This window comes from Gemella haemolysans, from assembly GCF_001553035.1.
Lineage (GTDB): Bacteria > Bacillota > Bacilli > Staphylococcales > Gemellaceae > Gemella > Gemella haemolysans_B.
Genome location: NZ_KQ959936.1, coordinates 1 through 16,189, shown reverse-complemented (window position 1 = coordinate 16,189; position 16,189 = coordinate 1). Strand labels below are relative to the sequence as shown.

At 30.6% G+C, this 16,189-nt stretch carries 11 protein-coding genes and 1 riboswitch; all 11 genes read right to left on the bottom strand.

Translation table 11 applies throughout. The features are described from left to right. Positions 1 to 43: 43 nt before the first annotated feature. On the bottom strand, positions 44 to 1,834 hold the full coding sequence (locus HMPREF3186_RS02490) for an ABC transporter ATP-binding protein (RefSeq protein ID WP_060913790.1): 1,791 nt from the start codon (positions 1,832 to 1,834) through the stop codon (positions 44 to 46). Next, positions 1,827 to 3,980, bottom strand: coding sequence for an ABC transporter ATP-binding protein (locus tag HMPREF3186_RS02485; protein ID WP_084812637.1), 2,154 nt, complete (start codon positions 3,978 to 3,980; stop codon positions 1,827 to 1,829). The genes HMPREF3186_RS02490 and HMPREF3186_RS02485 overlap by 8 nt, the downstream gene beginning before the upstream one ends. Beyond that, positions 3,967 to 4,431: a MarR family winged helix-turn-helix transcriptional regulator gene (locus tag HMPREF3186_RS02480; RefSeq protein ID WP_060913789.1), complete on the bottom strand. Its 465-nt coding sequence runs from the start codon at positions 4,429 to 4,431 to the stop codon at positions 3,967 to 3,969. The genes HMPREF3186_RS02485 and HMPREF3186_RS02480 overlap by 14 nt, the downstream gene beginning before the upstream one ends. A gap of 159 nt (positions 4,432 to 4,590) precedes the next feature. Then, positions 4,591 to 6,036: an N-acetylmuramoyl-L-alanine amidase gene (locus tag HMPREF3186_RS02475; RefSeq protein WP_060913788.1), complete on the bottom strand. Its 1,446-nt coding sequence runs from the start codon at positions 6,034 to 6,036 to the stop codon at positions 4,591 to 4,593. A gap of 1 nt (position 6,037) precedes the next feature. Continuing rightward, the gene (dtd, locus tag HMPREF3186_RS02470; RefSeq protein ID WP_060913787.1) at positions 6,038 to 6,490 is read right to left on the bottom strand and encodes a D-aminoacyl-tRNA deacylase; all 453 of its coding nucleotides are present in this window, start codon (positions 6,488 to 6,490) and stop codon (positions 6,038 to 6,040) included. A gap of 8 nt (positions 6,491 to 6,498) precedes the next feature. Further along, positions 6,499 to 8,676, bottom strand: coding sequence for a RelA/SpoT family protein (locus tag HMPREF3186_RS02465; RefSeq protein ID WP_060913786.1), 2,178 nt, complete (start codon positions 8,674 to 8,676; stop codon positions 6,499 to 6,501). 197 nt (positions 8,677 to 8,873) lie between these two features. Further along, positions 8,874 to 10,370: an amino acid permease gene (locus tag HMPREF3186_RS02460; RefSeq protein WP_060913785.1), complete on the bottom strand. Its 1,497-nt coding sequence runs from the start codon at positions 10,368 to 10,370 to the stop codon at positions 8,874 to 8,876. A gap of 88 nt (positions 10,371 to 10,458) precedes the next feature. After that, positions 10,459 to 10,637, bottom strand: a riboswitch (Lysine riboswitch). 399 nt (positions 10,638 to 11,036) lie between these two features. Next, positions 11,037 to 12,983: a fructose-bisphosphatase class III gene (locus tag HMPREF3186_RS02455; protein ID WP_060913784.1), complete on the bottom strand. Its 1,947-nt coding sequence runs from the start codon at positions 12,981 to 12,983 to the stop codon at positions 11,037 to 11,039. A 180-nt stretch (positions 12,984 to 13,163) separates the two neighbouring features. After that, positions 13,164 to 14,327 (bottom strand): ATP-grasp domain-containing protein, encoded by a 1,164-nt coding sequence (locus tag HMPREF3186_RS02450; RefSeq protein WP_060913783.1) that lies wholly within the window; start codon positions 14,325 to 14,327, stop codon positions 13,164 to 13,166. A gap of 25 nt (positions 14,328 to 14,352) precedes the next feature. Beyond that, a complete protein-coding gene (locus tag HMPREF3186_RS02445) occupies positions 14,353 to 15,093 on the bottom strand; it encodes an esterase family protein (RefSeq protein ID WP_060913782.1) in 741 nt (246 codons plus the stop codon). A 31-nt stretch (positions 15,094 to 15,124) separates the two neighbouring features. Beyond that, the gene (locus HMPREF3186_RS02440) at positions 15,125 to 15,955 is read right to left on the bottom strand and encodes an alpha/beta hydrolase (protein ID WP_060913781.1); all 831 of its coding nucleotides are present in this window, start codon (positions 15,953 to 15,955) and stop codon (positions 15,125 to 15,127) included. Positions 15,956 to 16,189 lie beyond the last annotated feature (234 nt).

Below are 16,189 nucleotides of genomic sequence, written 5' to 3'. Positions count from 1 at the left end.
TATTAAAAGACATCTAGAGAGATATCTCTAAATGCCTTTACTTTTATTCTGCAAATTGACTTTGATATAATTCCGAATAGAAACCTTTTTGTTCTAATAATTCATCATGGTTACCTTGTTCAATAATATCTCCATCTTTTAATACTAATATTTTATCTGCATTTCTAATTGTTGATAAACGATGAGCAATAACGAATGTAGTACGACCTTCCATAAGTTTATTCATAGCTTTTTGGATTAATACTTCTGTACGTGTATCTACACTCGAAGTTGCCTCGTCAAGAATTAATATAGGTTTATCAGCAAGAATTGCACGAGCTATAGTTAAAAGTTGCTTTTGACCTTGTGAAATATTTGAAGCATCTTCATTTAATTCCATATTGTAGCCACCCGGTAAAGTTTTAATAAAGTGGTGAATATGAGCTGCCTTAGCCGCTTCTATTACTTCTTCATCTGTAGCATCTAATCGACCATAACGAAGATTCTCCATTATCGTTCCTTTAAATAACCAAGTATCTTGTAGTACCATTGTGAAGTAAGAACGCAATTCGGATCTGTCAAGTTTAGAAATATCTTTTCCATCAATATAGATACTTCCTCCATTAATATCATAGAATCTCATAAGAAGTTTAATCATCGTTGTTTTACCTGCACCTGTAGGACCAACGATAGCAACCATCTCTCCTTTTTTAACATCACTAGTAAAGTTTTTAATAATTATTTGATCTTCTACATATCCAAATTTTACTTTATCGAATACTACATTACCTTCTTTACTTGTAACTGTTTCTAGTACTTCTGCATCTTGTTCGTCTTTAGCATCTAAGAACTCAAATACTCTTTCACCTGCAGCTGCCATTTTTTGAATTTCTGACATAGACTGAGCTATTTGACCTATTGGTTGAGTAAAGTTTCTAATATATTGGATAAAAGCTTGAATATCCCCTACACCAATAGTTCCTTTAGAAACTAATAATCCACCTGAGAATACAATACCTACATAACCAAGGTTTCCTACAAAGTTAATCACTGGGAACATTAGCCCTGAGAAGAAATTTGCTTTCCATGATGATGTATATAATTGTTTATTTTTATCATTGAATTCTTTTACACTTTTTTCTTTATAGTTGAATGCTGCGATAATATTTTGACCTGAGAAACTCTCTTCAACCTGTCCATTTACATCAGAAAGCATATCTTGTTGACTTTTGAAATATTTTTGACTCCATTTTGTTATAGCACCTAGTAGTATTCCCGAAACAGGAATTAAAGCTAACGCAATTAGAGTCATTAGAGGACTTATCGTAAACATCATTACCAATACCCCTAATACCATTGCTGTATTTGAAATTATCTGAGTAAAACTTTGATTTAATGATTGACCTAATGTATCTACATCATTAGTAACACGAGATAAAGTTTCACCTACTGTACGTTGTTCAAAATAGCCAACAGGTAAAGTATTTATTTTTTTACTTATATCTTTACGAATATCGTATGTCATTTTTTGAGAAACATTACTCATCAGCCATCCTTGAATAAACATAAACAGTGATGACAGTATGTATAAACCTAATACAGTAAGTAAAATTCCTGCTATTTTTTCAAAATTTATACTACCTTCATTACTAATTTTAGCAACTAACCCTTCGAATAATTCTGTAGTTGCCTGTCCCATAATTTTAGGACCTACTATACCGAATACTGTACTTGCTAATGCAAAGAATACTATCAAAATACTTGAAACTTTATACTGTGTAAACATCAATTTGATGATTCTTTTTAATGTTCCAGAAAAATTATTAGCTTTTTCTATTTTTTGATCTTTAGCCATGATGTTTACCTCCTTTTTGTAATTCTTCTTCACTAAGTTGACTTTCTGCAATTTCTAAATATGTCGGGCAAGTTTCTAAAAGTTCTTGATGTTTTCCAACTCCCACTATCTTACCTTCATTCATTACGATAATTTTATCTGCATTTAAAATTGTTGCTATACGCTGAGCAACTATAATAGTAGTCACTCCAGACATTTCTTCTCTTAAAGTTTTTCTTAATTTCACGTCTGTTTTGTAATCTAATGCTGAGAAACTATCGTCAAAAAGAAGTATCTTAGGATTTTTTGCCAGTGCACGAGCAATTGAAAGACGTTGTTTTTGTCCTCCAGAAACGTTAGATCCACCTTGTGAAATTTCACTATTAAATTTATCTTCTTTTTCATTAATAAACTCTAGTGCTTGCGCAATTTCAGCGGCTTTTTTCATCTGTTCATCAGTAATATTTTCATCTGCAAATTTAATATTTGATTCAATATTACCACTGAATAATACTCCTTTTTGAGGGACAAATCCTAAAATGTCTCTTAATTTATTTAAGCTTATATCTCTAATATTAACTCCATCAATTAAGATTTCACCTTCACTAGCATCGAAGTATCTTGGAATTAAGTGAAGTAATGTAGATTTTCCACTACCTGTACTTCCTATGATTGCAGTAGTTTTTCCTGCTTCTGCTTCAAAACTAATGTTACTAAGCACTGGACTATCAGCTCCATTAAATGTAAAGCTAACATTATCAAATTTTAATGTACCCTTCACGTCTTGAAGCTTACTATCATCAATATGTTTACTATCCACTACAGTAACCTCTGTTTCCAGTACTTCATTAATACGACCAGCTGCAACTTCAGCACGAGGTAGTTGCATCATTAAAAATGTAAAGAATAAGAATGACATTACTATCTGCATTGTATATGTTATAAACGCCATCATATCACCAACCTGAATACTACCAGCATCTATATTTTTTCCACCAACCCAGATTATTAATAATGCAATACCATTCATAATTAGTATAATCATCGGCATAAGCGCTGATAAAGTTCTATTGATAAAAAGTTGTTCATTTTTTAAAACTGTATTTTCTTTATCGAATCTTTCCTCTTCATATTTTTTACGACCAAAAACACGAATTACAGAAATACCAGTTAATGCTTCACGAGTTACCAAGTTTACTCTATCAATTAGCTTTTGCATAATTTTAAATTTCGGCATTACTAAGAATGAAATTATTCCTAATGTTAAACCTAAGATACCTACACCTAATGCAATTATCCAAGTCATTCCAGTATCAGTTTGCGTAACTTTATAAACCCCATAAACTGCCATCATCGGCGCATAGATTGCGATAAATAACATCATATTTAAAGCGTTTTGAATTTGTTGAATATCATTTGTACTTCTTGTAATTAGTGAAGCTGTAGAAAATTTATCAATATCTTGTTTAGAAAATGATAGTACTTTATTATAAAGTTTTTCTCGTAAATTATAAGCTATTTTCGAAGAGATTCTACTAGCTATAAAGTTTGAGATAACACTACCTATACCTGAAATAAATGTTACGATTATCATCATTATTCCAACTTCTTTTAGATAATTTTTTCTAATCTCATTAGTATCAATTCCTACATTATTTCTATACTCTTCTTTAACATAACGAACTCCAGCTTGTTTAGTTATCATATCAGCCGAACTTCCTAAGTCACTAATTGATTTATTTTTTTGTTCTATTAAACTATCTTTCTTAACTAGTCCTAGTTTGACACCTTCTGCAACCTTATCTAAATCTAAGTTTTCAGATTTTGTACCAGATACTACAGTCATAGCATTTTTAAATATATCATTTAGTTCGCTACGTTCTTGTTCACTTATACTATCAAGTTTATATACATCACCATCTTTAGTGTATTTAGCAGTGACTTTTTTAATCTCATCATCAGTCATAAACAATTGTAACTCTTTAAATGATTTTTCACTTATTTTTTCCGGTACAGCATCTTGGATACCACTTTGTTGAATACCTTTATCGACAATATTACTTGTATATGTCGGAAGTGCTAGCTCTGCTACAACACGAACGCCTAATATCGCAACTAAAAATATCATCGGTACCAAGAAACCTTTTAAATATTTAATTAGTTTCATTATTTTCCTCCTTATCAGATAATTCTTCTCTAAAAATCTCATTTACTCGAGATAATAATATATCAAACGCTTCTTTTTCCCTTACATCAAATTTATTCCAGATAGATTGGAACCATTCTTCATAAGCTTTTCTATGTGATTCTATGCATTCGACTCCTTTTTCAGATAAACTAAGATATTTTTTTCTTTTATCTTTTTCATCTGTACTTTGAACAACAAAATCTTTTTCTAGTAATTCACTTACAAGTGCTGTAACTCTAGGTTTTGTCACGTGTAGTTCTTCACCTAATTCCTGCATCGTAATTTTTTCTTTACAAGACAAAAATAACATTGCTTGGAATTCAGGTTTTCTATACGGTGCATCACTTTTCTTATGAAATCTTTTCATTATCAACCTAAAATCTTCCATCATATCCATTGCTTTATGATATGAAATTTCATCTACACTCATTTTCTACCTCCTTTATTACTTATCAAATAGTTAATACCATTAACTAATTAGTTAATAACGTTAACTATTATATTGCATTTTAATCTTTAAGTCAATAGATAATTTAATTATTGCAATAAAAAAGATTAACCTAGAATTTTTCTAGATTAATCTTTTTTTCTATTTACTAAATATCCAAGCTTGAGCAAGGTTATTTTTTATGTCATTTTCTGTAAAACCATTATAACTTGTAAGTTTAACATCATCGTCATTCGGATCATTTATATAGAATTTATCATCTTCAAAACCACGAATAACTTTATAAGTTACTCTATCACCGAATACTCCAGATTTTAACCTGACAAGTATAGGTTTATTATCTCTCAGAGCATCTTCTAAGTTTTCTACTAGTTTATCAGTTTCAATTCGTTCAACTTTTAGATTATACTTTTCAGCAAAAGCCGTAATAATCGTAGGTTGAGTTCCTTGGTTTCTGATGTAGTACTTATTACCTGCCCAAGAAGCAAGTTCTTCTACAGTTGCTTCATCTTTACCAATATATTTTGCGATCATAGCAAGAGAAATAATTGCATCACCATTTTCTTCAATTGTTTTCTTTCCATCTAATCCATATGCTATATTTTTATATGCATCTTGTTTCATATAATACATAGGTACAGAAAGTCCTTTTTGAGGTAAATTAAGTAATTGTTCTTTTCGTTTTGCATTATAATTGTCAATATTTATTAGATAATATAGATAACCTTCGATACCATCTCTTAGAGATTCAATAAATTGCTTATTTGCTATCTCATTATTTAATAAATCTACATCTATTTTATTCCCAATATTAGCTGTAATCAATTTCACCTGTGGTAATTTATCACTCAATTGTGAGAAGTTAGCTTGTTTCTCAGATGAAGAAATCTTTGAAATATAGTGTTCAGAAAGATTTTTCTCGATACTTCTTGCTACAATTGAAGACTCCTGTGTTCCGTAATAAACTTTCACTCCAAATACATCTTTATTACTATCATTAGTAGTATCAATATCAACTAGCATTTCTACAGCATTCTCTGCAGCAATTTTTGTGATTTCTTCTTTTGAAGGATAAGTTTCATCATTATCCCTCGTTAAAATTGCTTTTATACCATCTTTTTCTAATATCTCTTTTAATTGTTTAGCTATTTTTAAATTATAAGACTTAGAAGATACTCCTTTATAATCAGAACTATCATCTTGTTTGCTAATTGGATTTAATAATATTGAATAAGAAGATAATTTTTCTTTATTTTGGTCCTCTGGACTTTTTAGCCCCGTACCTAAAATACTCCATCCTGGTATCCAACCAACAAAACTATCTTTTGTTTTCACTTCATACCAAGAATCAGCTTTGCTTAGCATTTCTACGTTATCTCCTGCAGTCACTTTTTTTAAAGTTGGATAGGTATCGTCAGGTCCAGTTCTAAGCTCAATTTCTTTCGAAATGGTAATGTTGTTCTCAGAATTAGATGCTAAATTCATCTTCTCCCCTATATAAGTAACTACTCCTCCAATAATTAGCACTAATAACAGTATAGATATTAGAAATAATACTCCATTCTTGTTTCTTCTTTTTATTCTCATTTTATTTTCCTGTTGTTAGTTTTTCGTAAACAATAGTTACAGGACCATCATTAACAATATTTACTTCCATCATGGTCTGAAAAATTCCTGTTTCTACCGTTACTCCTTCTTCTCTTAAAAATTTATTAAATTTTTCATATAATTCATTTGCTTTTTCTGCTCCTGCAGCGCTTGTAAAACTAGGTCTATTACCTTTTTTTGTATCAGCGTATAAAGTAAATTGTGAAACTGATAAGATACTTCCTCCAACATCTTTAAGACTTAGGTTTAGTTTATCATTTTCATCTTCAAATAAGCGCGCTTGTGCTACTTTTTTTGCTAAGTATTTCGCATCTTCCTCTATAGATTCTTTATGAACCCCTACTAAAAGACAGTATCCTTTATCAATACTCCCCACGACCTTATTGTTAACACTTACACTAGCTTTTTTAACTTTTTGTAATATAATTTTCATATATCCACCTATTTAACTATTCTTTCTACGCTATAAACGTCTTGGATTTGTCGTAATTTTTTAATCATGTAATCACATTCACTAACATTTTTAACATATATTCCAATTGTGATGACACATGTTTTATCAGCTTTAGATTCAGAATTAAGTTTTTTAATCTCGACTCTACTTTCACTTAATGTCAATAGAACATTTTGTAATAACAATTCTCTATCGAACGCATGGATTTGCAATGTTACACTATAACGACGTGCATTTAAGCTTTCTACCCATTCAACATCCAATAATCTTGCATGATCTTCTTCACTTAAGTTTGGACAATTATGTCTATGAACTGTAACTCCTCGACCTTTTGTAATAAAGCCTACTATTTCGTCTCCAGGGATTGGTTGACAACATTTAGATAATCTTACAAGAATATTGTCTACTCCCTTTACATAAACCCCTGTTTCAGTAACAATTTTTTTAGTTTCTTCTGCATTGAAAAGTTTCTCAATTTTTGCTTGAGTCATCTTTTCTTTTCTAATTTTTTCTGTTAATCTTGCAAAAACTTTATTCGCTGTAATTCCACCATATCCTATGGCAACATACATTTCTTCAAAATTAGCAAATTTATATTTATTTAAAGCAATAGCAATATTTTCTTCTGTAAGAACTTCATCAATATCAAAGTTATTAGCTTTAATCTCATCTTTTAACAAGATTTCACCTTTAACTAGATTTTCTTCACGCGCTGCTTTTTTGAAGAATGCTTTAATTTTTGATTTAGTTTGGGATGATGTAGCTATCTCTAGCCATGAACGTTTTGGCCCTGTAGAGTTTTTACTGGTACGAATATCGCAGATTTCACCAGTTGATAACACATAATCGAATGGCTCAATTTTATCATTAACAGTAGCTCCTACCATCTTATTACCAACTTCTGAGTGAATCGCATATGCAAAGTCAACAATACATGAACCTTTTGGTAATTCTATAATATCACTATTTGGTGTAAACACATAGATTTTATCACTCAATAGGTCTACTTTCAATGATTCCATAAAGCTTTCGGCAGTCGCTTCAGTTTCATCATTTTCTGCAATTTTTTGGAACCAATTTAATTTTTCATAGAAGTTATTATTTCTATTAACCTTCTTACCTTCTTTATAAGCCCAGTGAGCAGCAATCCCTTTTTCGGCAATCTCATGCATTTCATAAGTTCTAATTTGAACTTCTAAAGTTTGCCCATCTGGTGCAATTACCGTTGTATGCAGTGATTGATACATGTTCGGTTTTGGCATTGCGATGTAGTCTTTAATTCTTCCTGGAATTGGAACCCAAAGATTATTTACAAGTCCTAAAGTTGCATAACAATCAGCTACACTATCTACTAAAACACGCACAGCTAACAAATCATAAATCTGGTCAAAAGTTTTATTTTGCTTAACCATTTTTTTATAAATACTATAAATATGTTTTGGTCTACCCGTTACCTGTGCTTTAATATTATTATCAGCTAAAATTGATGTTATACTTGAGCATGCATCTTTTATACTCTCTTCTCTTGCACTTCTTTTTTGTTTCATCATTCCTACTATTGAGAAATATTGAGATGGATGTAAATATCTAAGCGATGTATCTTCCAGTTCCCATTTAACAGAACTTATCCCCAATCTATGAGCTAAAGGCGCATAAATTTCAAGTGTTTCACTCGAAATCTCACGTTGTTTCTCCTCACGCATATACTTCATAGTTCTCATATTATGTAGTCTATCTGCAAGTTTAACGAAAATAACACGTAAGTCCTTCGCTATAGATACAAAAAGTTTTCTATGATTTTCTGCTTGTGATTGCTTTTTAGAACGGAATTTTACTTTATCTAATTTTGTAACTCCATCAACTATAACTGCTATATCTTCACCGAAAGTTTCTTTAATATCATCAAATGTATATTTAGTATCTTCTACAACATCATGCAAGAAACCAGCACAAATCGTTGCATAATCTAATTTAAGCTCAGTTAAAATTCCTGCAACTTGAACTGGGTGTAATATATATGGTTCCCCTGATTTTCTAAATTGTCCTTCGTGAGCAATTTTTGCAAATTCATAAGCTTTTCTTATTATTTCTATTTGCTCTTCTGGTAAATATTTACTCGCCATATCTTCAACATTTTCATAATTATATGGGTATTCAAGATTCACAGAAATTCCTCCTCTTTCGTAATTTAATCTACCTTTTATAATACCACAAAAACAAGAAAATTTCCCGTAATTTACCAAAATAATTATATTTTCCAACTATTTTCACAGCATATACATTCATAATATACATAATATTTAGTTGAATATTATTATAACTAAAAAAATCCCAGTTCATTTCGAACTAGGATTTAATTTAATTATTTAACTTCTACGTCTTGAGATAAATCAACTTTATCTAAAGGTATTAGTTTTGTTTTATATCTAATTTTGTGATATAGATAGAAGAATAGGAAAATAGGAACTCCCATGTAAGTAGTTAACATTCCACTCCAGTTAACTACACCTTTAGTAATAAGTTCAGTATCTTGACCGATAATAACGATGATACATAATACTAAAGCGATAATTGGCCCTACAGGGAACCATTTTGCTCTATATTTAAGATCATTTAAGTCTTTACCTTGAGCAATAAATGCTCTTCTAAATCTATAGTGACTTAATGCAATACCTAACCATGCGATAAATCCAGTTAATCCACTTGCTGCTACGATATAAGTATAAGCGTTAGCACTTGTAAGTTGGATTAAGAAGATTAAGAATACTACTACAGCTGTTGCAATCAATGAGATTACAGGAGTACCATATTTAGTAACACGACCAAAAATTGGATATGCAAGTTTTTCTTTACTCATCGCATAAAGCATTCTTGTTGATGCATACATACCTGAGTTACCAGCTGATAGGATTGATGTTAAGATTACTGCATTCATTACACTTGCAGCTAATGCAAAACCTGCATTTTTGAAGACAATTGTAAATGGTGATTTAGCAATTTCTTCAGCACTTGCAGCACCTAATAAATCTGGTGAAGTATAAGGAATTAATAATCCGATTACTAAGATAGCTAGTACGTAGAAGATTAAAATTCTCCAGAATACTTGTTTTACAGCTTTTGGAATACTTTTCTCTGGGTTTTCACTTTCACCAGCAGTAATACCGATTAACTCAGTACCTTGGAATGAATATCCTGCGATTAAGAATACTCCAAGTGTAGCAAGGATTTGTCCAGATAATGAAGAATCTTCACCAACGAATGGTGCATCACCGATTGTTAAGTTTTTGAATCCAATATATTCACCACCTAAAATACCGAAGATAGTTAAACATCCAACTACTAAGAAGATGATTACTACTACTACTTTAATAAGTGCAAACCAATATTCACTTTCACCATATACTTTAACACTAAGTGAGTTTAAAGCGATAATTATAACTAGGAATAATAAGCTCCAAGCCCAGTGAGGAAGTACTCGCATAGGCTCCCAATAACTGATTGCTAATGCAGATAACTCTACGTCAGCAGCTACTGTAATTACCCAGTTAAACCAATAGTTCCATCCTAAAGCAAATCCTAATGAAGGATCCACATAACGTGTAGCATATGTACTAAATGACCCTGATGTAGGGAGATATGTTGCCATTTCCCCTAAAGATGTCATTAAGAAATATACCATAAGCCCGATACATAGGTAAGCTACGATAGCTCCCCCAGGCCCCGCACTTTGAATTGCTTGACCACTTGTCATGAATAATCCACTACCGATACATCCTCCGATAGCAATCATACTAATATGACGTGATCGTAAATTTCTTTTTACTTCTGTTGCATTATTGTTATTGCTGTTGTTTGTCATAATAAAAACCTCCTTGATAAAAATAAAAAAGCATAACCTTCTACCATATTTGCACGGAGTTATACTTCACATTATCTCTCCAAAACAAGATATTAGTAGCGCAACATAGCCTCACGACTATGACAGTCCTATACTTAGTTCAGTATAGACCCAACAATATTAACATAGGATTAATATTATTTCGGCGACGTTTCCTTTCAAGTAATATCATCAAGCCCTACACTTTCAATTACCCTACTGATAAAAATCGCAACCTCTACCTCACTTACTTTGTGAGGTACATATTCAATTAACTGCTTATTAGTATAATATACTTTTTCAGGATTGTCAATAAGAATTTTAATTTTTCTAAAAATCCTCTTGAAATTGTATATAATGTACTATACTCAACTTTTACAAGAATAATATTCTTTATTTCAATACTTTGTATAAAAAAAGAAGGAGCTTGAACCTCCTCCTTTTTTTGATACTTACAAGCATCTTTTTATATCTATCATCTTGATAAACAAATGACTAATTAATCATTCTTTTCTTTTTTTCTTTTTTTTAATATTTTATAGTTTCTAATTATCCCTAATATCATTAAAATTTCTAATATACTTAATAAAATTCTCATCATATCTCCCCCTTAAATACAAAGTAACTAAGAATATCAATCTATATTATCTAATATCTTTCACAAATTGCCCCTTGTCGATATTCTTCTAATAAAATTTTTAATAATTCAATTTGTTTTTTTATCCTTGCACCGCTATCTGTGTCAGCTACTTTTTTTCGACATAATTTATCTACAACTCTCTTAGTTGAAATAATATCCGTCTCATTTTTTATTGATTCTTCTTTACTTTGGAAAATATCATGACTCATTATCTGTAACCCATAAGAATTGTAAGTTAATGTATAACCACCATGACCTGTTGTTTTATGATAAGCCCTAGACATCCCACCATCAATAACAATCGTTCTACCATTAGCTTTAATCGGATTTTCTCCTTTTGTTTCCTTAACAGGAGTATGCCCATTTATAATGTGACCTTCACTAGTTAACCCAAACTCATTTAATAACTTAATGCAAAACTCTTCATCATCTCTAAGTTTATAATACGCATTTTTTACTTCTTCATGAGTAGATTTATCCTCTATAAAATATCTTTCGAACGTCGTCATATCACATTTACCAAATAATGGAGAGTATCGACCTTGCCATAAGTAAAAGAACAGCCCATTATCTTCTCTACAACCACAATAAAATATGCTACGAATTTTTTTATCAAAAAAGTCTAGTAGATTCTTACCTGAGTATTTCTTTCCTCCATAAGAAAATTCCTGGAAGTTTCCATTCTCATCTACCGGCATGCAACCGTGAAGAAGTAGATTCCCATTATAGCAACAATACATAGCACCTTTATTGATAAATAATTCAACATGTTTTTTTAATTTTTCACTTGCTATAAATGATTCTTTTAGTCTATTAATAATCTTTTCTTCTTCATCTGTTAATAAATATGGATTTTCTTTATCAACTGTTGGGAAGTTACATGACGTTAATGGATATTCTTTACCATAGATTTTTACAGTTTCTTTTTCAAAGTCAATTTTGTCTAGTAACGCACGTGATTCCAAATCAAACTCAGGATGTTTATCAATAATTTGTTTTTCTAATTTGAATTGAATTATTGCCATAGCTTTATGCATTCTAGCTATTTGCATAATTTCATGCTCACTATATTTCAACTCATCATCCTTAGATATTTTTGGTAAAAACTCTTTACAGTGATCATCCTTGTAGTACTTTTCACTAAAGTTTAATAAATTCCTAATAGGAATTCCATATCTATCTTCTATAATGTCTAAATTATCATATCTTGCACATATTCTGATTACATTTGCTAATGATATTCTGTCTCCAAGATAAGCTCCTATCCATAACATATCGTGATTTCCCCATTGAATATCAACAGAATGGTAGTCTAATAATCTATCCATTATTTTATCAGGAAAAGGTCCTCTATCATAGATATCTCCTACAATATGTAAATGGTCGATTGTTAACTTGTGGATACTTAATGATAATTCTATAATAAACTTTTCTCCAGCACCTAATTCAATAATATTCTCAAGTATTTTATCATAGTAATCATTCTTATCACTACTTTGCATTTTATAAAGTAATTCATCAATAATATACTTGAAATCTTTTGGCAAAATTTTTCTTACTTTCGATCTAGTATACTTCCTAGCTGCTACTTGTGTTACTTCTAATAATCGAAGAAGCGTAATTTTTTGAAACTCTTTATAATCACATACATCATATTCTTTTCTTATAAGATTTAATTTTTCTTCTGGATAATAAATAATAGTAGCTAAAAGATTTAAATCTTTTCTAGGTAGTCTATTACCAAATACTTCTTTAAGTTTTTCTTTAATAATACCCGAACCATTTCTTAAAATGTGATCAAAGGCTTCATATTCTCCATGAATATCACTTAAAAAATGCTCTGTTCCTTTAGGAAGTGTTAATATAGCCTCTAAATTAATTATTTCCTTAGTTGTTTCATCAATGCTTTGAAAGTTTTCTGCTAATAGTTCTAAATGTTCCTTAGATATTTTCATGCCATTCTCCTTTTTATTATTTTCAATTAAATCTTAACACACTTCCTACTTTAATTCAAGAAATGTTACACGCTATCAAGGTATATTTAACAGGTTATTACACATTATTTATCCTGAGATAAAAATAAAAGAAATATTACACTAACTGTAAAACATTAGTATTATATTTCTTTTATAAAATTATTTTAATTTCCCTACAAATCTTTCCATCTCTTTCATCTCTTCAAGAGTGTCAGCAACAAGAACATACATTGTATTTCCTTGTAATTCAGCGAAAGCTTCAGGCATTCTTAATACAGCTTTTAATTTATCTTGATATTTATTTCTGATATCTTCATCTGAATGTACATAATCTTTATAATCACGACGCGTTGAAGCTAATCCATATTTTTCATCAACATTTAGCCCATTGAATGTTCCATTAACAACTTCAGCATACACTCTAAAATAATCTGTTGAATGCGCAAAGTTATACACGTCTACTGCAAATGCTCCTGCTGGACGGTTATTATACTCAATTGCGATATAATCATCTTTAGTTTTGAAAAATTCAATATGGAAAAATCTCTCTTTCATACCAAATGCTTTTACAGCATTTTTACCATATTCTACTAATTTCGGATCTAAATCCTTATCAATATAATAAACCCAATCAAGAGTATTATTATTTAATAAATCTAATGGAGTATGGTAATAAACGATACTAGTGTAGAAAACAATATTTCCTTTAGCATCTACTAATCCATCAAAAGTTACGATGTCAGAGTTATCTACAAAAGGCTCTAAGAAATAATGAGTAGTTCCATCCCATTCTTTTTTGAAATTTTCTACGTCTTTCTTATCTTTAAGCTTATAAGTTGCTGATGCTCCTACTCCATTATCAGGTTTAGCAATTAGTGGAAGTTTTAATTTCTTCACACCTTTTTCGATGTCACCTTCTTTTTTCACTAAGAAACCTGGCACTACAGGTACACCTGCTTTTTCAAAGTATTTTTTCATCTCTGATTTATGCTTTGTTTTTTTAAGGTCATGCTCTTTTAAACCAAACACATTAAATTGTGTACGAATTGCAGCATCTAATTCCATCCAGTGCTCATTTTGTGATTCTATTCTATCAATGTGCCCATGTTTGTGATATAAGAATGCAACAGCACGTTTCACTTCATCAACATCATCAAGACTATTAACTCTAAAATACTCAGTTAAAGCTTCTTTAAGTCTTTGATCAAGTTGTTCATATGGTTCTTCTCCAATTCCAAGTACATTAATCCCTTGATTTTTTAACTCAATAGAAAATTTTTGAAAATTGTGTGGGTAATATGGTGATATAACTATGTAATTCATAAATCTTTGTCTCCTCTTAACTTTATTATAAATTTAACTTATCTAAAAAGTATGGCATTTGAATTCTCCACCAAGGCCAGTCATGAGCAACATCTTCGCCCCATACATCAAACCATGCTGGAATATTCTTTTCTTCAAATGCTCTTTTCAAACTATAAAATGATGGTAATCCATCTTGTTCCCATGGACCTAACCCTGTACATACAATAATATCAGCGTTTCTATAGTGATCAATGAACCATCCATCATTTTGATTCCAAATATTATCACTAGGTGAATTTCTATATATTAACTCATCATTTCCATATTCACCTACGAAAAATCTAGCATCATAAACTCCACTAAGTGAAATTACTTTTCCAAATACATCTGGATGTTGTAGGAAAATATTAAATGAGTGATATCCTCCCATGCTACATCCAGTAGCCATCATTTGTCCGAACCAACCTGTTTTATGTTTAATAAACGGAATGGCTTCTTCAATGACATATTTTTCATACTGTGTATGAGCCAATGCTCTGTCATGACCATTTTTCCAGTCGCATAACCATGATTCACTATCAACACTCGATAATGTGAAAAATTGTACTTTTCCTTCATTTATAAAACTTTCACAAGCATGAATCATACCAAAATCATAATACTCATTGTGTGTTCCACCTGATGACGGAAACACAACAATCGGTAATCCTGCATGGCCATACCTATTAAGAACCATTTCTCTTCCTAAATTTCCACTATAATGACTTAAATTCTCTATATTCAATACTAAAACCTCCATTTTCTAAAAAATTCTATTACCAGTTTTCACTTATAAATCTCAAACATTCTGGTAAATATTTAGCCCAACACTCTTCACTGTGTTCTCCATTAGCTACAACATTTAATTTCAACTCACTTGTAGATAAACCAGCATCAATTAGCTGACGATAATAATCTAAACTTGCATCAATATATAATTGTTTTAAGTTACCGTTTGCTAATTGCTTATCCGTATCATCACCTTCATTTGTTCCAACTTCAATATACACTCTTTGATCTGAAACTTTATGTTTCGAAATAAATCTATCAAATTCTGGTTTATTTAACCAATTTGCAGATGAGAATACTCCAAGACACCCTACGACATCTTTATGTTCTAAACCAATATATTGTGATATATTAGCACCTAAAGAACTACCAATCATCGCTGTATATTCTCGTTGTGGTTTAGTACGATATGTACTATCTATGAATGGTTTAACTACATTTACAAAGAAATCAGCATACTCAGAACCTAATCCTCCTAATGTCAAACCAAAATTTAATATTGGTAAACTTGAAAACTTCCAAGGTGCATATTCATTCATTCTTCCCTCATTATCATTATCAATCCCAACTATTATCATTTTTGGCATATCAGGATTTCTTTTTATTGCTGGTATCACTTTCCAAGAATGTCCACTAAATGATTCACCACTATAAAAAACATTTTGTCCATCATTCATATACACTACAGGATAGTGTTTATGTTCATCTTGAGCATAGCCTTTTGGTAAAAGAACTCTAATGCGACGATTTTTTCCCGTGTACGGCACTTTTAACTCATGCTCTTTCATTTCTAAATAAAAATACGCATCTCTATTCATTAATATTTTCCTTTTAATTTATTATTATAGCTATAATTCTACCTTATTTCTCTTATAAAATCAATTAATTGAGTGTAATTTTTCATAATTTTTCTGAAAATTAATTATTATTGATTATTTATATACTAGTGTAATGTCCATAATCAAATGATATACAAAAAAAAACGAATTACCATATGGTAATCCGTTCCCCTATACTAAAATGGCTCATCAAAAAATCGGACTGATAGAAAA

Bases quoted from the DNA above. Each gene is read 5' to 3' on its own strand.
- HMPREF3186_RS02490 (WP_060913790.1), bottom strand. From the start codon at position 1,834: ATGGCTAAAGATCAAAAAATAGAAAAAGCTAATAATTTTTCTGGAACA.
- HMPREF3186_RS02485 (WP_084812637.1), bottom strand. From the start codon at position 3,980: ATGAAACTAATTAAATATTTAAAAGGTTTCTTGGTACCGATGATATTT.
- HMPREF3186_RS02480 (WP_060913789.1), bottom strand. From the start codon at position 4,431: ATGAGTGTAGATGAAATTTCATATCATAAAGCAATGGATATGATGGAA.
- HMPREF3186_RS02475 (WP_060913788.1), bottom strand. From the start codon at position 6,036: ATGAGAATAAAAAGAAGAAACAAGAATGGAGTATTATTTCTAATATCT.
- dtd (WP_060913787.1), bottom strand. From the start codon at position 6,490: ATGAAAATTATATTACAAAAAGTTAAAAAAGCTAGTGTAAGTGTTAAC.
- HMPREF3186_RS02460 (WP_060913785.1), bottom strand. From the start codon at position 10,370: ATGACAAACAACAGCAATAACAATAATGCAACAGAAGTAAAAAGAAAT.
- HMPREF3186_RS02455 (WP_060913784.1), bottom strand. From the start codon at position 12,983: ATGAAAATATCTAAGGAACATTTAGAACTATTAGCAGAAAACTTTCAA.
- HMPREF3186_RS02450 (WP_060913783.1), bottom strand. From the start codon at position 14,327: ATGAATTACATAGTTATATCACCATATTACCCACACAATTTTCAAAAA.
- HMPREF3186_RS02440 (WP_060913781.1), bottom strand. From the start codon at position 15,955: ATGAATAGAGATGCGTATTTTTATTTAGAAATGAAAGAGCATGAGTTA.